Below are 25,145 nucleotides of genomic sequence, written 5' to 3'. Positions count from 1 at the left end.
TCAGAGGGTGCGTACCGCTTCCTTCTGCCATGCCTGCTGGAACGCGAACCGTGCGGCCTCCACCTCGTGCCGCTGGTCGGCGTGGAGGACGCCGAGGGCGTAGGCCGTCGCCGGGGCGATCCGGGGGGTGCGGGCCGCCGAGGCCGAGGCCGCTGCCGCCTCCGCCGCGTCCCGGTGCCGGTTCAGGGCCTGGCCCGCGGCGAGGAGTCGTACGTCGGTGGGGCACTCGTCGCCGTACATGAGTTCGCGGGCGTAGCGGTGCAGCCGCAGCAGCAGGCGGACCTGGTGCCAGGGGGCGTCCTGGGGCTGTGGCGCGGTGTCGGCGGAGAGGCCGTGCACGAGGGCCTCCGCGTTGTAGGGGTGGCCCGCGGTGACCAGGGGCAGCGCGCTCACGGCGTCGGTGAGGCGGTCCGCCGCGGCGGCGGCCAGCGGGCGCAGGTCGGTCGCGGGCGCCGCCGGGGTCAGCGGGACCTCGCTGGCGAGGACGGCGACGCTGTCGGCGACGGCGTGGAAACGGGAGGAACCCAGCGCCTGGAGGGCCGCCGAGTGGGCCCGGGTGCGGGCGAGGGTCAGCTGGCGGTCGAGGAGGGCGCCCGCCTTCGCCGCGCCGACGGTCAGACTGCCCTTGGGTGCCGTGTGCGCGTTCGCGCCGGCGGCCTGGGCGGGGAGGGCGGCCGAGCCCGACAGCCGGTTCAGTGCGCCGAGCAGTCGCTCCAGGCGGGCCCCGTACGCGTGCTCCCGTGCCAACGTGCCGGACAGCCAGGCCAGTTCGGGGCGCATGCCCTCCGACCAGTCCGTGTCGAGCAGGGGCCGGAAGGTGTGGAGGCTGCCGCTGATGCGGCGGGCCGAGCGGCGCAGGGCGCGCGCCGCGGCGACCGACTCGGCCGAGCCGCTCGCCGCACCGGCGCCGGTCTCCCGGTGCTGGCGCAGCGAACGGAGGAACTCCGTGGCCTGGGCCCGCAGATAGCCCGCGAGGGCATCACTGGTGACCGGCCCGGCCGTGGGGTCGGTGGGGGGATCAAGGTGCTGCTGTGCCACGCCGGCGCCTCCGGGCGTCTATGAGCATCTCCTGGACGTTCCGCAGGGGCTGGCCATCCGCGTCGGTCGCGTGCCGCGTCCACTCGCCGTCGGGGCCCAGGTGCCAGGATGCGGTGGTGTCGGACATGCCGGTCTCGAGCAGCCGGTTGAGGGCGGCGCGATGAGCCGGGTCGGTGACCCTGACCAGGGCCTCGATCCGCCGGTCGAGGTTGCGGTGCATCATGTCGGCGCTGCCGATCCACACCTCGGGCTCGCCGCCGTTGCCGAAGCCGAAGATCCGGGAGTGTTCGAGGAAGCGGCCGAGGACGGAGCGGACCCGTATGTTTTCGGACAGGCCCGTGACGCCGGGGCGTACCGCGCAGATGCCGCGCACCCACACGTCGACCGGTACCCCGGCCTGGGACGCGCGGTACAGCGAGTCGATGAGGGCCTCGTCCACCATGGAGTTGACCTTGATACGGACATGGGCGGGGCGTCCGGCGAGGTGGTGCTGTACTTCCTTGTTGATCCGCGAGATCAGGCCGTCGCGCAGGGACTTGGGGGCGACGAGGAGACGGCGGTAGGTCTCGCGGCGCGAGTAGCCCGACAGCCGGTTGAAGAGGTCGGAGAGGTCCGCGCCGACCTGCGGATCGGCGGTGAGCAGGCCGAGGTCCTCGTACAGCCGGGCCGTCTTCGGGTGGTAGTTGCCCGTGCCGACGTGGGAGTAGCGGCGCAGGGTGTCGCCCTCCTGCCGTACGACGAGCGACAGCTTGCAGTGGGTCTTCAGACCGACCAGGCCGTACACGACATGGCAGCCGGACTCTTCGAGCTTCCTGGCCCACTTGATGTTGGCCTGCTCGTCGAAGCGGGCCTTGATCTCGACCAGGACGAGGACCTGCTTGCCGGACTCGGCGGCGTCTATCAGCGCGTCGACGATCGGCGAGTCGCCCGAAGTCCGGTACAGGGTCTGCTTGATGGCGAGGACGTCGGGGTCCAGCGCCGCCTGCTCCAGGAACGCCTGGACGGAGGTGGAGAAGGAGTCGTACGGGTGGTGAAGCAGAACGTCCCGTTCCCGCAGTGCCGCGAAGATGTCCGGCGCGGACGCCGACTCGACCTCCGCGAGGTCGCGGTGGGTGCCCGCGATGAACTTCGTGTACTTCAGCTCGGGCCGGTCGAGGGAGCCGATGCCGAAGAGGCCGGTGAGGTCCAGGGGACCCGGCAGCGGGTACACCTCCGCCTCGGAGATCTTCAGCTCGCGTACGAGGAGATCGAGGACGTACCGGTCGATGGACTCCTCGACCTCCAGGCGCACCGGCGGCCCGAAGCGGCGCCGCATGAGCTCCTTCTCCAGCGCCTGGAGCAGGTTCTCGGCGTCGTCCTCCTCGACCTCCAGGTCCTCGTTCCGAGTGAGCCGGAAGGTGTGGTGCTCCAACACCTCCATGCCCGGGAACAGCTCCTCCAGGTGGGCCGCGATCACATCCTCGATGGGGACGTAACGGTTCGGCGAGGCCTCCAGGAAGCGGGAGAGCAGCGGCGGGACCTTGACGCGCGCGAAGTGGCGGTGGCCGCTGACCGGGTTGCGTACGACGACGGCCAGGTTCAGGGACAGGCCGGAGATGTACGGGAAGGGGTGCGCGGGGTCGACCGCCAGCGGGGTGAGGACCGGGAAGATCTGGTGCCGGAACAGGGTGAAGAGGCGGGCCTGCTCCTTCTCGGTCAGCTCGCTCCAGCGGACCAGGTGGACGCCTTCCTCCGCGAGCGCGGGGGCGACGTCCTCCTGGTAGCAGGCCGCGTGCCGGGCCATGAGCTCGCGCGAGCGGGCCCAGATCATCTCCAGGACCTCACGGGGCTGGAGCCCGGAGGCGGACTTCGTGGCCACGCCGGTCGCGATACGGCGCTTCAGGCCCGCCACCCGGACCATGAAGAACTCGTCCAGGTTGCTGGCGAAGATCGCCAGGAAGTTGGCGCGCTCCAGGAGGGGCGTGTTCGGGTCCTCGGCGAGCTCCAGAACCCGCTCGTTGAACGCGAGCCAGCTGCGCTCGCGGTCCAGGAAGCGGCCCTGCGGCAAGGTGATGCCGTCCTGCACCGTGTCCTCGTACGTGTCGAGGTCGGCGTCGAGGTCGGGCTCGAGATCGGAGGCCACCGCCGACACGGTGTGCGGGCGGTGAGCGGCTATGGAGCCGACGGACGGCTGAGGGTGCTGGACCGGTGCCTGGGCGCTGGGCTGGTTCATGGACCCATTCTTCCGCGCTGAGGGCGAGACCGGCGCGTCGGAGAGGGCGAGCGGCAGCGCGGCGATGCGGAAGTTCCCATTCCGGTTCCGGATCGCTGGCGTACGCTCACTCCCCGTCGTCGGCGAGGGCTCGTTCTCCGGCGGAGGCGAAGGCTCGGGCACGGCGGGCTTCATTGGTTGAGCGTCGCAAGGTCGTCTGAATCGATGGTTACGGCGACATGACGTGCGGGATAGCGGGGGGCGGCTCCCGGACGTCTACATGAACGGACATCCGTCCAGGACACGCCCGGGAGCCTCGTACGCGCCCACCCCCGTGGGACGCGTACATGTCTGTGCCTTTTTCAGGGGGTACGGCGGCGCAGCAGCCAGAAGGCGGCGGCGGTGGCGAGTGCGGCGACGGCGAGCAGGATGCCGGTCTCCACCAGCTGGAGGGGCCAGAAGTGGGACTTCGGGTGGTAGGTGGCCCAGAGGTCGGAGATGCCGTTCTTGCTCATGCACCTCTTGAGGTCGCCGGCCGTGTCGTTGTCGACGCAGGCCAGGTCGTTGCCGATCCGCTTGCCGGAGGTGAGGACCACGCCGTGTTCGAGCTGGAGCGCGGTGCTGGGGAGGTTGGAGGCGGCCGATCCGGTGACGGTGACCGCGGGCCACAGGCTGTCCCGGTAGAGGTCGCCGAGGTTCTGTACGGCCAGGGTGACGACGACGGCCAGTGCCAGCGCGGGCAGCGTACGGCGGACCAGGAGGCCCGCGAGGGCGCCCACGGCGAGGGCGCACAGGGCGGAGCCGATGGCGACGGGGCCGTTGGAGCGGTAGACGTCCGACAGGTACCAGTCCTGGCCGAGGATGTCCCGCGCGTCGCTCCACATCAGGCGGTGCAGCAGCACCAGCACGCTCGTGCCGGCGGTGACGAGCGCGGCCGGGACGGCGAGCTTGGCCGCGAGCCAGCGTACGGGTGGGACGGACTGCGTCCAGGCGAGGGCGGACGTGCCGCTCTCCAGCTCACGGGCGACCAGGGCGGCGCCCGCCCAGGCGGCGACGAGGTAGGGCAGGTAGGCCACGGCGGAGGTGGCCAGCGAAGTGACCGTGTCGTAGAACTCGTATGTCGGGCTGTCGAGCGTGGTGTCCACGCACGAGGTGTCGGCGGCGCACGAAGACACCCTGTGGCTCAACTCCCGTACGGCATCGGTGCCGAGCCAGTACGCCCACAGCAGGCCGGCCGAGGCCGCCGCGACCAGCGCCCACCAGGCCCACAGCGCGGTGCGGTGCACTCGCAGTACCGCCCGGACCGTGCCGCGCGGGACGAGCGGGAGGGCGCGCCGGGCGAGCTGCGGCGCGGCGGTGGCTGCGGTCATGCGGCGGGCTCCTTGTGTGTGGCGGTGGCGGTCGCGGCGCCGGTGTGCCGCTTCAGCAGGCGGAAGGAGAGCAGGACGGCGAGCGCCGTGACGGCGAGGACGAGGGCGGTCGCGGTGAGCTGGAGGGGCCAGTAGTGGGAGTAGGGGTGCATGTCGCTGTAGAAGCGCACGATGTGCTGCTGGTCGAGCGTGGCGCGGCAGTCCTTGGCGGCGCTCCAGTACTGGGCGCAGTCGGGGACGGGCACATGGGCGCCGCTGGAGGTGACCGCGCCGTAGGAGACGACGGATCCGCCGAACCACGGGCCGTCCTTGAGCGAGGTGGTCACCGTGACGGTCGGCCAGAAGTATCCGCGGAACCAGCTGAGGGCGAAGCCGACGGCCGCCGTGACGACGAAGGTGACGGCCAGCGAGGGCAGGGAGCGGCGCAGCAGCAGGCCGGTGAGGGCGCCCGCGGCCAGCCCGAACAGGGTCAGCGCGACGGTGGTCGGGCCGTTGGCCTGGAAGACCAGGATGTCGTTCCAGCCCAGGAGGTCGGCGCGGCGGCCCTCGGCCCACAGCAGGTGGTGCAGCAGCACCAGCAGGGAGGTCCCCGCGGTGAGCAGCGCGGCCGGGACGGCCAGCTTGGCGGCGAGCCAGCGGGCGGGCGTGACCGACTGCGTCCAGGCGAGCTGTGCCGTGCCGTTCTCCAGCTCGCGGCTGGTCAGCGTGGCACCGGCCCAGGCGGCGACGAGGAGGGGCAGGAAGCTCACGATGTACGAGGCGTACTTCAGGGCGTCCTTGTAGCTGAGGTATGCGTCCTGGTCGTACGTGCACGCGTAGTCGCACGCCTTGAGGTGCTGGTAGGCGGTGGCCGCGGGTTCCGCGAGCCATCCGTAGCCCCACAGCATGTAGACCAGGGCGGCGAGGACCCCACCCGTCCAGAGGAAGAGCGCGGGGCGGTGCAGCCGCAGTATCACGCGGGCCGTGCCGAACGGCGTGGGTGAGGGGGCGGTGGTGACGGCGGTCATGCTGCGGGCTCCTGGGCAGGCGTGCGGGTCGGGTCGAGGATCAGGGCGGGGGCTTCGGGGCTGCGCAGATGCGCGAGGAGGAGCTCCTCCAGTGAGGGCGTGGCGGGGTTGCCGTCGGTGGGGAGCAGCGGGCCCCGCGGGCGGATGAGGGCGGTCAACTGGCGTCCCGTGGTGCGGGATTCGACCACCGTGTGCGAGGCGAGGTCGCGCACCGGCCCGGTGGTCAGAGTGTGCGCGGCCAGCAGGTCGTCCAGGTCGCCCGCCAGGCGCACCCGGCCGCCGCCGATCAGCAGCAGGTAGTCGCAGGAGCCCTCCAGTTCGGCGACGACGTGCGAGGACATCACGACGGTCGTGCCGTGCTGCGCGGCCTCGGCCATCAGCACGCCCATCAGCTCGTGGCGGGCCAGCGGGTCGAGGTCGGCCATCGGCTCGTCGAGGAGCAGGAGTTCGGCCCGCTTGCCGAGCGCGAGGGCGAGTGCGACCCGGGTGCGCTGGCCGCCGGAGAGGGAGCGGATCCTGGCCCGCGGGTCGAGGTCGCCGGCCGCCGTGATCCGCTCGGCGACGGAGGCGTCCCAGCGGCCGGGGTTGAGCTCCTGGCCCAGCCGCAGCGTGTCGGCGACCGTGAGCTGCGGGTACAGCGGCTTGTGCTGCGCGACGTACGCGACGCGCTCGCGGGCGGCCGCCGGGTCGGTGCCCAGCACGGTCAGGGAGCCCTCGGTGGGAGCGAGCAGCCCGGCCGCGTGGGCCAGCAGCGTCGACTTGCCCGCGCCGTTGGGTCCGACGACGGCGCAGACGCGTCCCGCGGGGAGCCGGAAGGAGCAGTCGCGCAGCGCCCAGCCTCCCCGCCGTCCGAACCGCTTGCCCAGTCCGGCCGCCTCTATGGCGGTGTGGGTCATTCCTGGTCTCCCTTGAAGTGTTCTTCCAGCACGGCGGTGAAGAGCGCCGCCGCGTCGTCGTGGTCCAGTCCGGCCGCGCGGGCCCTGGCGGCCCAGGCGTCGAGCTCGGCTCGCAGCGGGGAGTCGGCCGGGGCGGCGCCCAGCGACTTCCGCACGAAGGTGCCGAGGCCGCGTCTGGCCTCGACCAGGCCCTCCCGCTCCAGCTCGCGGTAGGCCTTGAGGACGGTGTTCGGATTGATAGCGGTGGCTTCCACGACCTCGCGGGCCGTGGGGAGCTTGTCGCCCGGCTCCAGCAGGCCCAGGCGCAGGGCCTGTTTGGTCTGCTGGACGATCTGGACGTAGGTGGCGACGCCGCTGCGCCGGTCGATGCGGTACTCGACCACTCGGACAACCACCCTTTCACTAATTGAGTAGTGAAAGGGTGGTGCAAGATGGTGCCCGGCGTCAAGTGCGAGATTTTTGGGGGCCGGAAATTTTGTGGGCCGGTCCGTGAACCGATCGGTGGGGCTCGTCCGATGAGGGGTTGTGAGGGAAACAAGAAGCGACGGGGAGCTGCTGCGGGCCATCGCGGCGGACGGGGACCGTCGCGCCTTCGAGGAGCTGTACCGGCGGTACGCGCCATGGCTGACCGCGCGGCTGCGCGGCCGGTGCGCCGATGCCGGGGTCGTCGACGACGTCGTACAGGAGACGTTCCTCGCGGTCTGGCGCGGCACCGCCCGCTACCGCGAGGAGGGTGACGCGGCCGGCTGGCTGTGGCGCATCGGCTCGCGCCGGCTCATCGACGCCCTGCGCGGCGACGGCGCGCGCGGCCGCATGCGGCAGGCGCTGGCCCGCCTCCGCCACCGCGACGAGGCCTCCGCCGAGGAGCGCGTCCTGGCCGGCGTCGAACACGGCGACCTCGCGGGCGCGCTGACCCGGCTCTCGCCCGAACTCCGGGCGGTACTCCAGGCCACGGTGATCGACGGACTCAGCACCCGGGAAGCGGCCGTCCTGCTCGGCATTCCGCCGGGCACGGTCAAGACGCGCGCCCTGCGTGCACGCAAGCAGCTGCGGGAGGAGTTGGCATGAGCGACGACACGCGTATGACATGGCATGTGCCGGAGGAAGACCTCCAGGCTTACGTGCGGGGCGAGTTGGCGGCCCCCCGGCTATGGTCCGCCGACACCCACCTCGCCTCCTGCGCGCGCTGCCGGGCGGCCCTGGCCGAGGTGAGCGACCCGGTCGCGCTGGACGCGGGCTGGGAGCGGCTGGACGCCGAGCTCGACGCGCCGCGCCCCGGCCTGGTCGAAGCCCTGCTGGTGCGGATCGGCGTCGCCGACCACACCGCGCGGCTGCTGACGGCCACCCCCGTACTGCGCGCCTCCTGGCTCGGGGCGGTCGCCGCCGTCCTGATGATGACCGTGCTGGCGTCCTACTCCCTGCGGACGTCGGCCACTCCCACCCTGTTCCTGGCCCTCGCACCGCTGCTCCCGCTCGCCGGGGTCGCGCTGTCCTACGGGCCCGCCCTCGACCCGACGTACGAGATGGTGTCCGTCACGCCGACCCACGGCTTCCGCCTGCTGATGATCCGCACGGTCGCGGTCCTGACGGCGGGGCTCGGGCTGAACGGCCTGGCGACCCTCGCCCTTCCCACCTACGGCCTGCACGCCCTGGCCTGGCTGCTGCCCGCCCTCGCCCTCACCAGCACCGGGCTCGCGCTGACCGCCCGTCTCGGCCCGGTCCTCGCGCCCTCCCTGGTCGGCGGCGCCTGGGTCGCGCTGCTGGCGGCGGCCCACGCGAAGGCCGCGTCCGGCGCGACACTCGCGCCGTTCACCGCGACGGGCCAGACGGTCGCCGCGGCGGTCGCCGCCCTGGCCGCCGGTCTCCTCTATCTCGTACGGGACCGGTTCGACTCCTCGACGGCGTACGGGCCCTTCTCCGGCGGGGGTGCGGCGTGAGCGCCGCCCCCGCCCCCGACCACCACCACTCGTCCTCCTCCTCTGACAGGAGCACTGCTCGTATGACCCCCACTGTCTCCGCCTCCGGCCTGAGCCTCCGCTTCGGGGGGACCGTCGCGCTCGACGACGTCTCCGTGCGGCTGCGTGACGGCGTCACCGGACTGCTCGGACCCAACGGCGCCGGCAAGACCACCCTGTTGCGGGTGCTCGCCACCGCCCTGCCCGCCGACCGGGGTGCCTTCACGGTCCTCGGGCACGACCCGAGCACGACGGCGGGACGCCTCGACGTCCGGCGCACGCTCGGCTATCTGCCGCAGACACCCGGCTTCCACCACGACTTCTCCGCCTTCGAGTTCGTCGACTACGTGGCGATCCTGAAGGAGATGACGAACCGCACCGCCCGGCACCAGGAGGTACGGCGCGTCCTGGAGGCCGTCGACCTCTCCGACGTCCGGAGCAAGCGCATCAAGAAGCTGTCCGGCGGTATGCGCCAGAGGGTCGCGCTGGCCGCCGCGCTGGTCGGCGACCCCGGCTTCCTCGTCCTGGACGAACCGACCGTGGGCCTGGACCCCGAACAGCGCATGCGCTTCAGGGAATTGATCGCGCAGGCGGGCGAGGGGCGGACGGTACTGCTCTCCACCCACCAGACCGAGGACGTGGCGATGCTCTGCCACCGCGTGATCGTCATGACCGGCGGCCGGGTCCGCTTCGACGGCACCCCGGCCGAACTGACCGCGCGGGCGGCGGGCCGGGTGTGGAGCAGCACGGAACGCGACCCGGGCGCACGGGCCGGCTGGCGCACGGGCACAGGCAGCTTCCGCAATGTCGGCGATCCGCCCGAGGGCGCCGACCTCCTCGAACCGACCCTGGAGGACGGCTACTTGCTCACCCTCGACGGCGAGCCCGCGGAGGTGGCGGCATGAGCACCACCACACACACGGCCCTGAAGGCGGCCCCCACGGGGGTGGAGCCGTCCGCTCCGGCCAAGGCGTCCAGGACGGCCGCCGTCCTCGCCCTCGCCCGCTTCGAGGCCCGCGAACTGCTGATGCAGATCCCGGTGTTCGTCTTCTTCCTGCTGTACGTCGGCTACACCGGCTGGCAGCTGTTCTCCGGCCGGGAGGGCATGGACGACTACCCGGTCCTCCAGAACGTCGACCGGGGCACCCAGAGCGGTCCGTTCCTCCTGGCCGTCGCGATCTTCGTCTGCGTCAACCGGGCCGTACTGCGCTCCCGCCGGCGCGACACGGACCGGCACCTCGACGTCCTGGTCATGGAGCCGTGGCGGCGTACGGTGGCGCACGGGCTGTCCGTCGTGCCCCTCGCCGCGCTCACCGCGCTCGTGGTCGCCTTCCAGTTCAGCTGGGCGGCGCTGAAGCCGGGCGCCGTCGGCCACGGATCACTTGCCGAACTGGCCGTGGGTCCGCTGATGGTGCTTCTGTCCGGCGTCCTCGGCGTGCTGTCCGCGCGGCTGATCCGCAACTCGTTCGCCGCCCCGCTCTTCGTCGTCGGCGTCGCCGCCCTGGGCACCCTGGCCTCGTCGGCCTCCGGTGGCGCGCGCTGGGAGGAGTGGCTGTGGCCGACCGTCTCCGAAGTGGGCGCCGACCCCTTCCCGTCCGAACTGCTGGGCCGGCCGGCCGCCTGGCACGCGCTGTATCTGACCGGGCTCGTGGTGCTGCTGCTGTGCCTCGCCGTGCTGCTGGGCGGCGGTCGTACCCGCGCGGTCACGGCGGTCACCGCCCTCGCGCTCGCCGCCACCGCCGCGGGCGTCGTGGGCCAGTCGCCGGACGATTCAGCGGCGCTTCTCGCGGCCCGCACGAAGGCGTCCGTCAGCCCGCAGAAGGTGCAGTCCTGCGTCGAGCACGGCAGGTCGACGTACTGCGCCTTCCCCGAGTGGACCGGCCGCACCGCCGACTGGGCCGGGATCGCCGACCGCGTCCAGTCCCTCGCGGGCGGCAGCGCCGGAGGCGAACGGATCACCGTACGGCAGCGGATCGACGCCCGCTACGGGCTGACCAGCGACGCGGCGCTCCCCTCGGCCACCACCCCGGCCACCGTGACGGTCGGCACTCGCTGGGGCGGCAACCGCGTCCCGGAGTTCGCGGTCGGCGTCGCCTCGGTCCTGGTGGCGGGCGACGAGAAGTCCGGCGGCGAGATCTGCGGCGGCCGCGCGGTGACCACCGTGTGGCTGGCGCTGGGCGCGCTGCCCGACCCGATGGAGGCGTTCAAGAACGTCCGCCTGGACGACAGCGTCAAGGGCGCCGGTCTGGTGCTGACCCCGACCAACGGCCTGTCCCTCAGCGCCGAGCAGACCCGCGTCGTCCGGGAGCTGCTGGAGAAGTCCCGCTACAACGTCGTCCCCAAGGTGAAGGCCCACTGGGCGGAGCTCACGTCCCCGAAGACGTCCACGGCACGGGTGGCCGAGCTGCTCGGGGTCCCGGCCGGCGCGAAGGCGAACGGCTCGGCATCGGACGGTGACTCGTGCGGACAGCAGTGACGGGCGAAGCCTCCGGGACGGGCACACCGGCCCCGGAGCGTATGCCGGACACGCCGGCCACGCGGCGCCCGTACGCCCTGATCCGCGCCCTCGCGCGACCGGTGTGGCGCACCCTGCCGCGCAGGGCCCTCGCCACAGGCGCCGTCCTGGGGCTGCTGCTCGCCGGTATCCCGCGGATGTTGTCCGCCCCGGCCGACGGGTGGCTCTGCCTCAGCGTGCTGCGGGCCGCCGCGCTCGCCTTCGGGCTGGGCCTGGCGTTCCTTCTGGACGACCCGGCCCGGCACACCACCGCCGCGGTGCCGGCCCGGCGCCCGGTGCGGACCGGGCTGCGGATGGCGTTCGTCGCCCCGTTCGCGGCGCTGTGGTGGACGGCCGCGCTGCTCCTCGTACCGGAGCAGGGCCGGCCCCCGGTCGGCGCGGTCACCCTGGAAGCGGCGGCCACCGCCGTGCTCGCCCTGGCCGCCGCGACCCTGGCCGTGCGGTACACGGAAACCGCCGAACCGGGGATCGCCATCTCCTCGGGGCTGGTGGGCACCGCACTCGGCGCGGCCCTGCTGCTCCCCGACCGCTGGGAGCTGTTCGTGGCGGTGACCGACCCGCGCTGGGACGCCGCGCACCAGCGGTGGGCGGGGATCCTGGCCGTGGCGGCGCTGGTCGTCGTGTGCCGCATGGCGGAACCCACACAGCGGTGGCGGGTAACCTCCTTTGCTCATCGTTGACTTGACGTGAGCACGCGCTCAAGGGGGACCTGAATGTCCACGCCTCCGCCGCCCCAGGGTGGCTACAACTCCTATGGCCAGCAGCCCTATCCCGGGCCTCAGGGGCAGCCGTATCCGCCCCAGCAGCAGTACGGGCAGCAGCCGCCGCCTCCGCAGTACGGGCAGCAGCAGCCGTATCCGGGGCAGCAGCCCTACCAGGGCCAGCCGCCCTATGGGCAGCCGCCGTACCAGCAGCACCCGGCGCCGGCGGGGCCGCCGCCCGGGCGGCAGCGGCCCGCGTTCAACTCGCGGTCGCCGCTGTTCAAGGCCGTCGTCTTCGTGATCGCGCTGATCGGCGCGGGCGTCTACTACTTCACGAAGAGCGACGAGCCCTACAAGGCCGGCACCGACACCAGCAACAGCGACTTCAGCGCCGAGGTCGGTGACTGCATGAAGAACAACGGCACCGAGAGCAGCCCGGACCTGGAGGTCGTCGACTGCACCAACAGCGCGGCCGCCTACAAGGTGGAGAAGACCGGCTCGACGAGCGAGTGCGAGGACGGTCAGCTCAAGTACACGAAGACCCGCCGGAACACGACGCTGCTCACGATGTGCCTGTCGGAGATCAGCAAGTAGCCGAGCGGCCCAGTGATCGACGCGGTGGCGGCGGTCAGGACTCCGTCCGGTACATCAGGTCCGTCTCGTGGGTGACGAAGCCGAGGCGCTCGTACACGGTCACCGCCGCCTTGTTGTCGGCGTCGACGTAGAGCATCGCGGTGGGCAGGGCCTGGGCGGCGAGGTGGCGGAGCCCGATCGTGGTGAGGGCCTTGCCGAGGCCGCTGCCCTGGGCGCCGGGGTGGACGCCGAGGACGTACACCTCGCCGAGCCCTTCCTCGGCGTGGACCTTGGTCCAGTGAAAGCCGATGAGTTCGCCGCCGCGCCAGGCGAGGAAGAAGCCGGACGGGTCGAACCACGGCTCGGCCATCCGGTCGTCCAGGTCGCGCTGGGTGAGGGAGCCCTGCTCGGGGTGGTGGGCGAAGGCCTCGGCGTTCACCGCGAGCCAGGCGGCGTCGTCCCGTCCGGGCACGAAGGCGCGGACGTGCACCCCGTCCGGGAGCTTCGGCTCGGGCAGGTCGAGGCCCGCCAACGGCCGCCGCATCTGCCGCAGTTCGCGGAAGAGGGTGAGCCCGAGGACCTGCGCGAGGTGCCGGGCGGCGGAGTGCCCGCCGTGCGCCCACACCCGCAGCCGCTTGCCGGACTCGGCGAGCAGCGCCGAGCCCAGCGCCCGCCCGTGCCCGTGCCCGCGGACCGCCGGATGGACGACCAGCTCGGCGGCCGGGGCCTCGACCGGGTCGGTGTCCTCCAGCTGCGCGTATCCGATCAGCTCGTCGCCGAGGGTGAGCAGCAGATGGCGTACGCCTTCACGGGCCCCGCCCTTCAGCTGGAGCCGCCCCTGCTCGGACACCGCCTGCTGCCCGTCGGCCCGGGCGGCCTCCGCGAGCAGCCGGAGCACGTCCTCGGCCTGGGCCGGGGAGAGCGCGGTGTAGGTCTCGATGGCACGGGAGAGGCCGGAGGGTGCGGTGTCGTCGCTGGTCATGGCTATGAGGGTACGGCCTGCCCCTTTCATGGTGAAGTGACCCCGGTGGCAACCAACTGGTAACCGCGGACCCCCTGTTGCGCTACGCGCGTTGAATCTAAAGTGCGGGCAAAGCCATACGGCAGCCACAGCCGTCCCACAGTTGACACGGCTCCGAGGGCTCTGAGGGCTCCGACAACTCCGACTGCTCCCACTGGGGGGAATCATGCCGCAGACGTCACGGCACAGACACACCCATCGCCTTCTCGCGGCCGCCGCCGGTCTGGCCACCGTCGGTGCGCTGGCCGCGGCGATGCCCGCGAGCGCGGGTCAGGACAAGGCGACGCCCCTGCACCACCAGGGCAGCGGCCGCTACCAGGACGTACAGCTGCTGTCCTTCAACGACCTGCACGGCAACCTGGAGGCGCCGTCCGGTTCCTCGGGCCGGGTCACGGAGCTCCAGGCGGACGGCACGACGAAGACGGTCGACGCGGGCGGTGTCGAATACCTCGCGACGCACCTGCGCGAGGCCCGCAAGGACAACAAGTACTCGATCACGGCCGCCGCCGGTGACATGGTCGGCGCCTCCCCGCTGATCTCCGGGCTCTTCCACGACGAGCCGACGATCGACGCGCTCAACAAGCTCGACCTGGATGTCACCTCCGTCGGCAACCACGAGTTCGACGAGGGCGCCAAGGAGCTGGCCCGGCTGCAGAACGGCGGCTGTCACCCGAAGGACGGCTGTTACGACGACAGCGAGAAGTTCACCGGCGCCGACTTCCCCTATCTCGCGGCGAACGTCACCGACGAGAAGACCGGCAAGCCGATCCTCAAGCCGTACTGGGTGTGGAAGAAGAACGGCGTCAAGGTCGGCTTCATCGGCGTCACCCTGGAGGGCACGCCGAACATCGTGTCCGCCGACGGCGTCAAGGGCCTGAAGTTCGGCGACGAGGTCGAGACGATCAACAAGTACGCCAAGGTGCTCCAGCGCCAGGGTGTGAAGTCGATCGTCGCGCTGATCCACGAGGGCGGCGCGCCCGCGTCGTCGGCGTACAACTACGACTGCGACAGCCCCGGCGCCGGTGACGGCATCTCCGGCCCGATCGTCGACATCGCGAAGAACGTCACGCCAGCCGTGGACGCGCTGGTGACGGGCCACACCCACCAGGCGTACGCGTGCACGATCCCCGACCCGGCGGGCAACCCCCGCATGGTCACCTCGGCGGCGTCCTTCGGCCGGCTCTACACCGACACGACCCTCACCTACGACCGCTGGACCGGCGACATCGCCCGTACGGCGGTGAAGTCCGCGAACCACGTGGTCACCCGTGACGTGGCGAAGGCCGCCGACATGACGGCCCTGATCAGCAAGTGGAAGACGCTCTCCGCCCCGATCGCCTCGCGCCCCATCGGCTACATCGCGGGCGAGATCGGCAACACCGGCACCGAGTCCCCGCTCGGCGACATGATCGCCGACGCGCAGCTCGCGTACGCCAAGTCCCTCGACCCCGAGGCCGACCTCGCGGTGATGAACCCGGGCGGCATCCGCGCCGGGCTCACCTACGCGGCGAGCGGCAGTGAGGGCGACGGCGTGGTGACGTACGGGGAGGCCTACACGGTCCAGCCCTTCGCCAACACGGTCAACCTGGTCGACCTGACCGGCGCCCAGGTCGTCACCGCACTCCAGCAGCAGGTCAGCGGCTCGAACGAGGCCGCCCCGAAGATCCTCCAGATCTCCAGCGGTCTGACCTACACGCTGGACCTGACCAAGACGGGGGCGGCCCGTGTCGTCGCCGACTCGGTCAAGCTCAACGGCACGGCCATCGACCCCACCGCCACCTACCGCGTCGCGATGAACTCCTTCCTCGCGGGCGGCGGCGACGGCTTCGCCGAACTCGGCAAGGGCACGAACATGCTCATCGGCGGCGACGACCTGGCGGCCTTCGAGGGGTACCTGACGGCCAACTCGTCGGCCACGACGCCGTATCCGGTGCCGGCGGCGAACCGGATCACCGTCGTGAAGTAATGAGTTAACCTCTGAATTACCTCAGTAAGTTCCACGTGAGGCCCGTAATAAATTCTGTGTGAGCGGCGGGTCGGTTCCCCCGCCGCTCTAAGAATTTCTTTCAGCCGCAATTCATTGAGGTCTAAGGCGAATTGGCGATTTCGGGGTTCTGGGTCCCGTAGTGTTTTCCATGTCGAAAGCGAACAACGCAAACGGCAAAGGGAATACACCCACTGGGAAGAAGGAGAACCCCCATGAGCTTCCACAAGGTCGCCCCGGTCAAGAAGCACCGCAAGGCCGCTCCCGCCCCGAAGAAGGCGGCGCTTCGTCAGCCCGCCAAGAAGGCGGCGCCGCAGGCCAAGCAGGCCGCTCGCCGGCCCGTCGGCAACAAGTAGACGTCGGCCGACGTACCGCAGCAGACCACATCGCAGCAGACCACACCGCAGCTGAGAGAGGGACACTCATGAGCTTCCACAAGATCGCCCCGGTCAAGAAGCACCACAAGCCGGCCGCCAAGCACGCCGCCAAGCCCGCGCCGAAGCCCGCCGCCAAGAAGGCCGCCGCTCCGAAGCCGCGCCCGGTGAGCCGTCAGGGCCGCTAGCAGCCGCTAGCAGCCGCCGGCTGTCGCTTGTCGCTACGAGGCGGGGCCCCGGAATTGAATTCCGGTGGCCCCGCCTCGGCCATGTTCTGGACCGGGAAACGAGAAAGGGGAGTTGAGCTGACATGCGGGAAGTCCGGGAGGCGTTCGCGCGCTTCTGGCCGCTGACACGCGGCGATCGTAAGTGGCTGGTGCTGATCATCGGGTGTGTGGTCGTGGCCGCACTCGCCGAGACGGCGTCGATCCTGCTCTTCGCGGAGCTCACCGATCATGCGTTGAAGGAGGGCTCGCTCTCCGCGTTCTGGGGACCCGCCGGAGCCTGGCTCGGAGTCGCCGTACTCGGTGCGATCGTCGGCTATCTCGGCAATTCGCTCGCCGTGTGGACCGCCGAGAGATTCGTCCTCAGGCTGCGTGCGGGTGTCTTCCGTCACGTTCAGGACCTGCCTCCCGACTTCTTCCAGCAGCACCGTCAGGGTGACCTGGTCGAGCGCCTCACCGGTGATGTCGAGGCCATCGAGCAGATGGTCGTGTCGGGGGTCGTCGGGACGGTCTCCGCCGCCTTCTCGGCCGTCTTCTATGCTGCCGCCGCGCTCTGGCTGCGCTGGGATCTCGCCCTTGTCACCTTCGTCCTCGCCCCTCTCTTCCTCGTCGCCGCCCGCCGGTTCTCCGGACGGATCAAGAAGGCGTCCCAGGAGGAGCGAGCCGCCGACGGCGCGATCACCTCGGTCGTCGAGGAGTCGCTCGGCAACGTGGTGCTGACGCAGGCGTACAACCGCCGTCGCGCCGAGGAGAAGCGGCTCGACCGGGAGGCGCGCGCCTGGATGCGGGCGTCCGTGCGCGGGGCGCGGGCGAGCGAGATGTACGAGCAGTTCGTCGAGGTCGTCGAGACCGTGTGCGTGCTCGCCGTGATCGGCCTGGGCGCCTGGGAGATCTCCCAGGGGCGGATGTCGCTGGGCCAGCTGCTCGCCTTCGCCGCCTTCCTCGGGTACCTCTACCCGCCGATCCGCAACCTCGGCCAGCTCGGCCTCACCCTCACCGCCGCCACCGCCGGCGCCGAGCGGCTCCAGGAGATCCTGGACGCCGAGCCCGCCGTCAACGACCCCGTCGCCCCGGTCCCCGCATGGCCCGTACGCGGCTGGGTCAGCTTCCACGGCACGTCGTTCCGCTACCCGGGCGCCGGGCACGACTCCCTGCGCGAGGTGACCTTCACGGCCGGACCCGGCGAACTCGTCATCGTCACCGGGCCCAGCGGCGCCGGAAAGTCCACCCTCTCCAAGTTGCTGTCCCGCTTCTACGACCCCACGGCCGGCGTGATCTGCCTCGACGGCGTCCCGCTGACCGACGTACCTCTGGAGTTCCTGCGCGAGAACGTGGCGCTGCTGCCCCAGGAGACCCTCATCCTGCGCGGCACGATCCGCGAGAACATCGAGTGCGGACGGCAGGGCGCCTCCCTGGCCGACATCGAGCGGGCCGCGCGGGACGCCGTCGCGCACGAGTTCATCAGCGCACTGCCCGAGGGGTACGACACCGAGATCGCGCCCGGCACGGCCATCCTCTCCGGCGGCCAGCTCCAGCGGATCGCCATCGCCCGCGCCATGCTGCGCGGTGCCCCCGTCCTCGTCCTCGACGAGCCCACGACCGGGCTGGACTCGGTCGCCGCGCGCAGGGTGGTGCAGCCGCTGCGCCGGCTGATGGCGGGCCGTACGACCATCATGATCACGCACGATCTATCGCTGGCGCCCGACGCGGACCGGATCCTGGTCGTGGACGGCGGCCGGCTCGTGGAGGCGGGCACGCACGACGAACTGATGGCGCGGGGAGGGGCGTACGCGCTGCTGGCCTCCCCGGGCGACCGGTTCACCGTGCCCGTGTGACGGCCGTATGCCGGAAGTCCCCGCCCCGGGCCGCCCGGTGAATGACTGTCAGATCTCTTCGCCTTCCCCCGCCCCCTGATGCGGATTCCCGGGACCGGGTTCCCTTTTTACGGTGTGACGAAGGGCATGGTTGACGGTGAACAGCCAGATTGCGCCGCACGATTCGCGTCATGTACCTATGAGGGGCGCCAATTTCGCCTGGGGGATACAGGCGTGAGGCGTTCACGGTTCCTTGACCAGGGAACCGTATTCGAAATCTCGTACGGGGAGACAATCGAAATGAACAAGGGCATACGTATGCGCCTGATGTCGGGTGCCGCGGCCGCATTCGCGACCGGGGCCCTCGTCCTCTCGGCGGCGCCGGCCCACGCCACCTCGGCTTCCACTTCGGTGGGTCTGCCGGGCGGCAACAAGATCTCGATCAACGCCTGGCACTGCGGTTTCTACGTGACCGCCTGTGACTGGAAGGCGTCGACGAAGATGTCGGGCACCAGCCCGCGCAAGGCGCAGTGGATCCAGAACCGCGCCGAGCTCCAGGCGCACGGCATCAGCGTCTCCATCACCATCTCCAAGAACCCCGAGGCCACGCTCACGATGAAGAGCCGGTCCCTGGGCGAGGTGCGCTGGAAGAACACCAACGCCAACATCTCCGACACCTACGGCCAGATGAAGCCGGGCGGTGCCACCACCTACGTGTCGACCAAGAGCTGCGGTTCGGCCCGGGTGACCAGCGCGATCAACGTCAGCGAGAAGTGCGCGTACGCGGGCGCCGCCTGATCCGCTTCCGCTTCCGCTCGGTTCAGCCGGTCCGAGCAGACGCGGAAAGTGACTGACAAAAGGTGTCACACCGTCAGGGCCCGGCGGTGTGGCGCCTTTTCGTGTGAGTGCGAGCGGTGAACATTCAGTAAGACGCACGGGGGCGTTCGGTGAAATTCCATTCGGTGACGCGCGGCGGAAGACTGGCGTCCCGGTTTGTCGGGGCGGCCATGTGCGCCGCCCTTCTGGCCTCATGCACATCCACCTCATCCACATCGGATGATCCCGGGCGACGTGAATCCGCCGCCGCCCGGCAATTCGACCTTCTCGTCAGTAAGCAGAACGGCTACTACTACCACCCGTTCCTGCGCCAGGAGCCGGCCGGACCCGCGGCGCAGTCCTACGCGCTGCGGACGCTCTCCGAGCTGGGCCGTGATCCGAAGACCAGCATCGCCGCCGCGGGCGTCGCGTCGCTGCGCCGGGAAGCACTGGAGACCTCCTCGCTCTGGGGACGCGACTGGATGATCCCGCTGCGGCGGGCCGGCGCCGCCGGAGCGCTGGGCAGGAGTGACGCGGCGGCCGTGAACAAGACCCGTACCGAGGGCGGCTGGTACGTCGACTCGGCCCTCGGCAAGGACGGGGACCCGGCGCGTCTCGGCGCCACCTGGGCCGCCCTCGAAGTGCTCGACGCACTCGGCCGGCTGCGGGACCTCCCGGCCGCGGACCGGGCCACCACCGTCAACTGGCTGCGCTCGCTGGCCGGGAAGTCCACGGCGCCGGACCGGGGCAGCGCCCTGGCCCGCTCGCTCCAGCTGCTGAAGGAGCCCGTACCCGCCGCCCTCACCCGGATCGCGGCGCCGCGCACGGACGACTTCTCGGACATCACCGCCGACACCAGGGCGACCCGCCTCGACGACACCTACGCCTATGTGGTGATCCAGGAGGCGGCCGGGAAGCGGCCCGCCGTGAACCGCGAGGTCTGGGAGCCGGTGCTCCGGGACGGCGCGGCGACGCTCCCCTACGAGCAGCTCTACCGCCTGGTCCATGTGCTGAAGGCGGCCGGCTCGCCGGAGAGCGTGTTCGCGCCGGTGCTGAAACGGCTCGACGGCGAACGGCTCGACGACGGGACGGTACGCGACCCCGACGCCTACATCGGCAACCCGGACGCCTCCCTCTTCGTACAGCGGCTGCGCGCCCTGGCCGGCTGGTCGCGCCGGGATCCCGCGCTGCTGGCGGCCCTCGACCGCGAGGAGAAGTCCGCCGACGCCGGCCAGGAAGGCGCCGAGCGGCTGAACCGGGCAGCCCTGCGCAAGGTCACCGCGGCCGGTGGCACGGGCGACGCGGGCGACCAGGCGCGGCAGCTGTGCGCCGACCCGCAGGTACTGCCCGCCACCGTCACCGAGCAGAACGCCACCCAGTGGCAGCGCACCGCCCTCACCTGTGCGGACGCCGGAGTCCATGTCGGCGACCCGAAGACTGGCACTTGGAGCCTGGACACCCCGGACCGGGTGGTGGCTGCGGCCACCGTCGCGGTCGGGCTCGCCGACAGCGGCCGGAGCGGCGACATCCCGTCCTGGATCACCGCCGACGCCCTGAAGGGGTGGGCGCAGAACCCGGACCGGTTCACTTCCGTCTACCAGTACGCGCTCGTCGTCCGGGCATACTTGCTCGGCGGCGGCGCACTCGACGTGACGCTGCGCGAAGCCCTCGGGCGAGGCATCACGCCGTACCAGGGCTGCCCCGGCCTGCCGAACCTGTACCAGGTCGGTGGCGGGGACTCGGCCTGTGACCTGAAGACCACGTGGAGCGTGTGGACGCTCGACCGGCAACTGCACGGTGCCATGGGATGGCTGCCGACGGGGACCCCGAGGAACGGAAAGTGAGCGAGAGTTCGGTGAACGCACTGCTGCGTGCGGAGGGTGTGGGCAAGTCCTACACCCTGCGCGGAAGGAGGGTCGACGTCCTGCGCGGCATCGACCTCACCGTGCGAGGGGGCGAGGTGACCGCCCTGGTCGGCCACTCGGGCTCCGGGAAGACCACGCTCCTGCACATCCTCGGGCTGCTGACGCCGCCGGACAGCGGCCGGGTCTTCGTCACGGGCACCGACGGTACGGGCGCGGGCGCCGACGGCACCGGTCCCCTCGACACGAGCGGTCTGTCGGACGGCGCGCTGGCGGATCTGCGCCGCACCCGGCTCGGGTTCGTGTTCCAGTCGTACAACCTGCTGCCCCAGCACTCGGCGCTGCGCAATGTCGTCCTGCCCTTCACCGGCCGCCGTGCCGAGGGCGAGGCGCGTGCCCGGGTGCTGCTGGAACGGGTCGGGCTCGCGGAGCGCGCCGACCATCTGCCCAGTGAACTGTCGGGCGGCGAGCAGCAGCGGGTCGCGCTGGCGCGGGCGCTGATCAACGACCCGCCTGCGGTGCTCGCCGACGAGCCGACCGGCAACCTCGACTCGGAGAGCGAGGACGTGCTGCTCGGGCTGTTCCGCGAACTGGCCGACGAGGGCCGGGCGGTGCTCCTGGTGACGCACAACCCGGCGGTGTCGGAATTCGCCGACGTGGTGCACCGCCTGGAGAAGGGCGCGCTCGTGAACCCCGGGAACGACGCGGCCGAGCAGACCGCACCGGCCGGGAAGACCGAAACGGCCGAGACGGCTGAAGCGGCCGAGACGGCCGGAAAGACATCGGGGAGCGCGGAGTGAACGTCTTCAGTCTGGCGCTGGCCAACGTCAAGGCCCTGCGCCGCCGTCTGTTCGGCCTGGTGGCACTGGTCTCCGTCGCCGCCGCCGTCTGTCTCGGCGCGCTGGGCATCGCCGACCGGGCGCAGGGGGCCACCGACACGGGCGTCAAGGAGAGCAGCGCCAACCGCGGCATCACCGTCGACCGCCCCTCCGGCCGCCCCGACACCCCGCAGCTGACCGACCGCACCGCCGCCCGGCTCGCGAAGCTGCCGCACGTCGAGTCGGTGCAGCACCGGGCGCAGGTGTCGTTCGGGATCATGACCAAGGCGGGCGACACCGTCCTGCTGTACGCGACGACCTACCGCCCGGCGGTGCCCCCGCCGGTCACCAAGTCCGTCCGCGCGAAGCTCTTCCCGCTGCGCCCCGGCGAGATCGTGGCTCCGGCCGCCTCCCAGGGGGTGGACCTGAGCAAGCTGGTGGGCAAGGAGATCGAGACGGAGACCACCCGTTTCGTACGGCAGGGCGAGGGCACCGGGGTGTCCGGCCACGCGCGTCTGGTCGGGGTGTACGACCCGACCTGGCAGCTCGACAACCCGGACGCCGCGTACGCCGCCGACTCCACCGTGGTCCAGTGGGCGGCACGGCGGTCGGGCCAGCCGGAGAAGAGCTATCTCTCCACGATCGGCTACGACCAGCTGACCGTGGTCGCGAAGACGGCGGCGGATGTGCCGGCCGTGACGAAGTCCGTGCAGAAGCTGGGCTATCCGGCGGTCACGCTCCAGCAGCAGCTCAGCGCGCTGCCCGCCGTCCTGGAGATGATCAAGACGGTCGGCCAGGTGCTGCTCGGTGTGCTCGGCGTGCTGGCGTTCGTCGGCGCGGTCACCGTGACCGGCGCGCTGTCGCGGCAGCGGGCGCAGGAGATCGGCATCCTCAAGGCGGTCGGTTTCCGTACCAGGTCGGTGCTGACGATGCTGGTGACGGAGATGACGCTGGTCGGCGCCGCGGCGGCGCTGATCGGCACCGTGCTCGGCGCCCTGCTCGGCGGCGCCGCCGCGGCCGCGATGCGCGGCAGCGCGGAACTGGCGCCGTACGTCAAGGGCTGGGTGCTGCTGCCGTCGGCGGGCACCCTGCTGCTGCTTCTCGCCCTGACGGTGCTGGTGGTGGCGATGGGTTCGCTGGCCCCGGCGCGCAGGGCGGCGAAGATGTCCCCCACAGATGCCATGAAGGACTGGTGAGCCACCCCCCCATGCGTTACCTCACGACACTCACACCCCACCGCACACGGCTGACCCGTCCGGCCCCGCACCATCGCACCCGGCTCGGCCGTTCCGCCCGGGCCGTCCTCCTCCTGACCGCCCTCGGTACGACGGCCGCACTGACCACGGCCTGTTCGGGGCCGGGTGGGGTGGATCTGGGCAAGGACTGGAAGGGCTCCTCGACCTTCGCGCTCGCCAAGGTCGACGGTCTGGTGACGGTCGTCGGGATCAACCCCGACAAGTCCCGGGCGGAGAGCCTGGCCGTTGTTCCCCAGCAGGCCGACGACGACAACGCGGTCAGTCCGCACATCGTCCAACTCGCCGACGGGCGCTGGATGCTGACGGTTCCGCGCAAGGGCGGCAAGCCCGACCGGCGGTACGAGATCAACCGCAAGGACCACGTCCTGGACGGCCTGACGGGCGGCGAGCGGCTGCGCTTGATCCTGCCGGGCAAGACCCTGGTCGCCGAGGTCGCGGGGCTGTCCGACGCCAAGTCGGCGAGCGGCTCCGCCGAGTCCAGTGTGCTCGTCCGCAACCCGGCCGGCTGGACCACCGAGCGCGAGCTGAAGGTCCCCGGCACGATCGGCCTCGCGGCGTCCGACCCGGCCTCGGACACGATCTGTCTGGGCAGCGGCTCGGGCAGTGGCACCAAGATCTCCGTCGCGAACCTGACCGACGGGAAGATCACCTCCGTGGCCGTCCCGAGCGGCTTGGACGTCACCGGTCTCGTGTGTCCGTCGGGCCGACCGGTCGTCGTCGGCTCCCCGGCCTCCGGCAAGTCCGGCAGCGATGTCAAGGTCACTCTCACCCGCCGCGCCGCCGGAACGGCGGTTTCGGTGGACGGCGGCCGGGCCGACGCGGTGGCGGCGACGGACTCGTCCGTCGTGGTCGCGGCGGCCACCGGCAGCGACACCGTGCTGGTGGAGGTCGACGCCACCACCGGCAAGGAGCTGCACCGCGCCCGCGTCAAGGGCCTCACGGGAGTCGCGGACCTCACCCACACCTCGGCGGGCTGGCTCGTCTACGCCGACAGGACGGTGACCCGCGTGGACCTCGCCACGGGGAAGAGCAAGCGGTTCGACCTGCCGGGAACCCTGCTGGACTCCTGAGGCCCTTTTCCCTTCCTGTTTCCCTTCCTGGTCAGACGGCACGCAGGGCGTAGCCCAGCCCCCGCACGGTGTGGATGAGCCGCGGTCCGCCGTGGCTCTCCAGCTTCCGGCGCAGATACATCACGTACACGTCCAGCGTGTTGGACGTCGGCTCGAAGTCGAAGCCCCAGACCTCCTTGAGGATCTGGGCCCGGCTGAGCACCCGGGCCGGGTGGCGCATCAGATACTCCAGCAGGGCGTGCTCGGTCCTGGTGAGGTCGAGGGGGTGCCCGGCGCGGGTGACCGTGCGGGTGGGCAGGTCCATGGCGATGTCCTCGAAGGCGAGCCGGGCAGCGGGGGCGGACGCGTCCGCTGCCTGCTCCCGCCGGGGGCTGCGACGCAGCAACGCCCTGACCCGGGCGAGGAGTTCCTCGCTCGCGAACGGTTTCATCAGGTAGTCGTCGGCGCCGTTGTCGAGCGCGACGATACGGTCGCCGACCGCGTCCCGGCCGGTGATCATGAGGATGGGGACGGTGGACCCGGAGGCCCGGATCCGCCGGGTGGCGGCCAGCCCGTCGAGCCCGGGCATGGTCACATCCATCAGCACCAGGTCGGGCCGCCCGTCCGCCCCGCCCACGAGAGCGAGGGCCTCGCGGCCGTCCCCGGCGAGGACGGTCTCGTACCCCTCGAACCGGAGCAGCCGATCGAGCCCCTCTCGCACGGCCGCGTCGTCGTCGGCCAGCAGGATCTTCCGCGCCATCGGTCCAACGTGTAACAGGGCGCTGTGCTGGACCTGGCAGGCGGATAAGCGTGAGCTGGGGGAAGACGGGGGACAGGAGGGGACACGGGTACGGCTCCTGCGATGACCGGGGCTACGGCTCCCGCAGGGACCGGGGGATCTGGGACTCCCAGCGCCAGTTCAGGAGGGCGGCGAGGAGGGCGAAGGAGGCCAACGGGATCCACGCGAGCAGCAGGAGCGTCGGCTGCTCGTCCTGGGTGACCAGGAGCACCACCCAGAGCACGAACAGGCACAGCCAGACGATCAGGCCGCCGTTGAAGGCCCGCTGCCAGGCGGTGCGGTGCCCGGCCCGCCGCCGGATCAGCGCCTCCACCGCCGGACTCCGCTCCCAGGTCGTGCCGTGGTACCGGGTGGCGGCGTAGCGCAGGTCGGTCATCTCGGCGTAGGGGTCGGCCAGTTGCCAGTCGTTGACGTGCGGGAGGAGGAGCCTGCGGCCCTCGGTGTCGTACAGGAAGGTGATCCACTGGGGCGCGAACGAGGACTTCCGCGGTATGGGCTCGACGCGTATGTCGTAGATGTCCTGCCAGGCCCGCCGCCGCTCGGTCACGGCCCCGCGGACACGGATACCGTCGCCCGTGACCAGCGTGCGGCCCCTCGTCATGAACAGCGCCAGCCTGCCGAACGCCAGGACAGCGATCACCGCGAGGAGCGGCCGTCTCCAGTCCGCCGCCACGCCGGTGGTCGACCGCGTCAGCTGAAAGACGCAGTTCAGCATCAGGAAGGCCCACAGGGCGAGCACCCGCCCGGGCAGCCATCGCCTCCGGTACTCGCGCTCGATCCCGTGCCCGGCTTCGTCCCAGGCCTCGTCCCCGGACCCGGCCCCGTACTCGCTCATGTGCCTCTCCCCCGGCCACGCGTCGAACGCGCGCGACCGGGAGATCG

Annotated in this window: 24 protein-coding genes; 15 read left to right on the top strand and 9 right to left on the bottom strand. The window is 71.5% G+C overall.

Annotated elements, in window-relative coordinates; translation table 11 throughout:
* From OG975_RS22520 to OG975_RS22495, 6 genes are all read right to left on the bottom strand, one after another.
* Complete coding sequence (locus tag OG975_RS22520) at positions 1–1,038, bottom strand: CHAD domain-containing protein (RefSeq protein ID WP_406331142.1); 1,038 nt, start codon at positions 1,036–1,038, stop codon at positions 1–3.
* The gene (locus OG975_RS22515) at positions 1,019–3,250 is read right to left on the bottom strand and encodes an RNA degradosome polyphosphate kinase (RefSeq protein WP_406331141.1); all 2,232 of its coding nucleotides are present in this window, start codon (positions 3,248–3,250) and stop codon (positions 1,019–1,021) included. Before OG975_RS22515 ends, OG975_RS22520 begins: the two co-directional genes overlap by 20 nt.
* A 341-nt stretch (positions 3,251–3,591) precedes the next feature.
* The gene (locus tag OG975_RS22510; protein ID WP_406331140.1) at positions 3,592–4,599 is read right to left on the bottom strand and encodes a hypothetical protein; all 1,008 of its coding nucleotides are present in this window, start codon (positions 4,597–4,599) and stop codon (positions 3,592–3,594) included.
* On the bottom strand, positions 4,596–5,606 hold the full coding sequence (locus tag OG975_RS22505) for an ABC transporter permease (protein WP_406331139.1): 1,011 nt from the start codon (positions 5,604–5,606) through the stop codon (positions 4,596–4,598). Before OG975_RS22505 ends, OG975_RS22510 begins: the two co-directional genes overlap by 4 nt.
* Positions 5,603–6,502: an ABC transporter ATP-binding protein gene (locus tag OG975_RS22500; RefSeq protein WP_406331138.1), complete on the bottom strand. Its 900-nt coding sequence runs from the start codon at positions 6,500–6,502 to the stop codon at positions 5,603–5,605. The genes OG975_RS22505 and OG975_RS22500 overlap by 4 nt, the downstream gene beginning before the upstream one ends.
* Positions 6,499–6,885: a GntR family transcriptional regulator gene (locus OG975_RS22495; RefSeq protein WP_406331137.1), complete on the bottom strand. Its 387-nt coding sequence runs from the start codon at positions 6,883–6,885 to the stop codon at positions 6,499–6,501. The genes OG975_RS22500 and OG975_RS22495 overlap by 4 nt, the downstream gene beginning before the upstream one ends.
* Before the next feature lie 142 nt (positions 6,886–7,027).
* Here OG975_RS22495 and OG975_RS22490 point away from each other — a divergent pair, with 142 nt between their 5' ends.
* From OG975_RS22490 to OG975_RS22465, 6 genes are all read left to right on the top strand, one after another.
* On the top strand, positions 7,028–7,570 hold the full coding sequence (locus tag OG975_RS22490) for an RNA polymerase sigma factor (RefSeq protein WP_406331136.1): 543 nt from the start codon (positions 7,028–7,030) through the stop codon (positions 7,568–7,570).
* 14 nt (positions 7,571–7,584) lie between these two features.
* Positions 7,585–8,439, top strand: a complete 855-nt coding sequence (locus OG975_RS22485; protein WP_406336403.1) for an anti-sigma factor family protein — start codon at positions 7,585–7,587, stop codon at positions 8,437–8,439.
* A gap of 62 nt (positions 8,440–8,501) precedes the next feature.
* Positions 8,502–9,362, top strand: coding sequence for an ABC transporter ATP-binding protein (locus tag OG975_RS22480; protein WP_406331135.1), 861 nt, complete (start codon positions 8,502–8,504; stop codon positions 9,360–9,362).
* Positions 9,359–10,933: an ABC transporter permease gene (locus tag OG975_RS22475; RefSeq protein ID WP_406331134.1), complete on the top strand. Its 1,575-nt coding sequence runs from the start codon at positions 9,359–9,361 to the stop codon at positions 10,931–10,933. The genes OG975_RS22480 and OG975_RS22475 overlap by 4 nt, the downstream gene beginning before the upstream one ends.
* A gap of 41 nt (positions 10,934–10,974) precedes the next feature.
* On the top strand, positions 10,975–11,652 hold the full coding sequence (locus OG975_RS22470) for an ABC transporter (RefSeq protein WP_406331133.1): 678 nt from the start codon (positions 10,975–10,977) through the stop codon (positions 11,650–11,652).
* Between the two features lie 33 nt (positions 11,653–11,685).
* A complete protein-coding gene (locus OG975_RS22465) occupies positions 11,686–12,267 on the top strand; it encodes a hypothetical protein (RefSeq protein WP_406331132.1) in 582 nt (193 codons plus the stop codon).
* 34 nt (positions 12,268–12,301) lie between these two features.
* Here OG975_RS22465 and mshD read toward each other — a convergent pair whose 3' ends face one another.
* Positions 12,302–13,228, bottom strand: a complete 927-nt coding sequence (mshD, locus tag OG975_RS22460; protein ID WP_406331131.1) for a mycothiol synthase — start codon at positions 13,226–13,228, stop codon at positions 12,302–12,304.
* A gap of 205 nt (positions 13,229–13,433) precedes the next feature.
* Here mshD and OG975_RS22455 point away from each other — a divergent pair, with 205 nt between their 5' ends.
* From OG975_RS22455 to OG975_RS22415, 9 genes are all read left to right on the top strand, one after another.
* A complete protein-coding gene (locus tag OG975_RS22455; protein ID WP_406331130.1) occupies positions 13,434–15,233 on the top strand; it encodes a bifunctional metallophosphatase/5'-nucleotidase in 1,800 nt (599 codons plus the stop codon).
* 233 nt (positions 15,234–15,466) lie between these two features.
* Positions 15,467–15,607 carry a hypothetical protein gene (locus OG975_RS22450; RefSeq protein WP_406331129.1) on the top strand — a complete coding sequence of 47 codons (141 nt, stop codon included), beginning with the start codon at positions 15,467–15,469 and terminating at the stop codon, positions 15,605–15,607.
* A gap of 68 nt (positions 15,608–15,675) precedes the next feature.
* On the top strand, positions 15,676–15,813 hold the full coding sequence (locus OG975_RS22445; protein WP_327429828.1) for a hypothetical protein: 138 nt from the start codon (positions 15,676–15,678) through the stop codon (positions 15,811–15,813).
* A gap of 122 nt (positions 15,814–15,935) precedes the next feature.
* A complete protein-coding gene (locus OG975_RS22440) occupies positions 15,936–17,684 on the top strand; it encodes an ABC transporter ATP-binding protein (protein WP_406331128.1) in 1,749 nt (582 codons plus the stop codon).
* Between the two features lie 279 nt (positions 17,685–17,963).
* Positions 17,964–18,461, top strand: a complete 498-nt coding sequence (locus OG975_RS22435; RefSeq protein WP_406331127.1) for a hypothetical protein — start codon at positions 17,964–17,966, stop codon at positions 18,459–18,461.
* Positions 18,462–18,670: 209 nt separating this feature from the next.
* Complete coding sequence (locus OG975_RS22430; protein WP_406331125.1) at positions 18,671–20,323, top strand: hypothetical protein; 1,653 nt, start codon at positions 18,671–18,673, stop codon at positions 20,321–20,323.
* Positions 20,320–21,141, top strand: coding sequence for an ABC transporter ATP-binding protein (locus tag OG975_RS22425; protein WP_406331124.1), 822 nt, complete (start codon positions 20,320–20,322; stop codon positions 21,139–21,141). The genes OG975_RS22430 and OG975_RS22425 overlap by 4 nt, the downstream gene beginning before the upstream one ends.
* Positions 21,138–22,355, top strand: coding sequence for an ABC transporter permease (locus tag OG975_RS22420; protein ID WP_406331123.1), 1,218 nt, complete (start codon positions 21,138–21,140; stop codon positions 22,353–22,355). The genes OG975_RS22425 and OG975_RS22420 overlap by 4 nt, the downstream gene beginning before the upstream one ends.
* Positions 22,352–23,485 (top strand): hypothetical protein, encoded by a 1,134-nt coding sequence (locus OG975_RS22415; RefSeq protein WP_406331122.1) that lies wholly within the window; start codon positions 22,352–22,354, stop codon positions 23,483–23,485. The genes OG975_RS22420 and OG975_RS22415 overlap by 4 nt, the downstream gene beginning before the upstream one ends.
* A 31-nt stretch (positions 23,486–23,516) precedes the next feature.
* On the opposite strand, the gene OG975_RS22410 is transcribed toward OG975_RS22415, so the two are convergent.
* Both OG975_RS22410 and OG975_RS22405 read right to left on the bottom strand, forming a co-directional pair.
* On the bottom strand, positions 23,517–24,224 hold the full coding sequence (locus tag OG975_RS22410) for a response regulator transcription factor (protein ID WP_406331121.1): 708 nt from the start codon (positions 24,222–24,224) through the stop codon (positions 23,517–23,519).
* Between the two features lie 112 nt (positions 24,225–24,336).
* Positions 24,337–25,098, bottom strand: coding sequence for a PH domain-containing protein (locus OG975_RS22405; RefSeq protein WP_406331120.1), 762 nt, complete (start codon positions 25,096–25,098; stop codon positions 24,337–24,339).
* Positions 25,099–25,145 lie beyond the last annotated feature (47 nt).

This window comes from Streptomyces sp. NBC_00203, from assembly GCF_045206325.1.
Taxonomy (GTDB): Bacteria; Actinomycetota; Actinomycetes; order Streptomycetales; family Streptomycetaceae; genus Streptomyces; species Streptomyces lutosisoli.
This window is presented reverse-complemented; position numbering and strand designations above follow the sequence as displayed.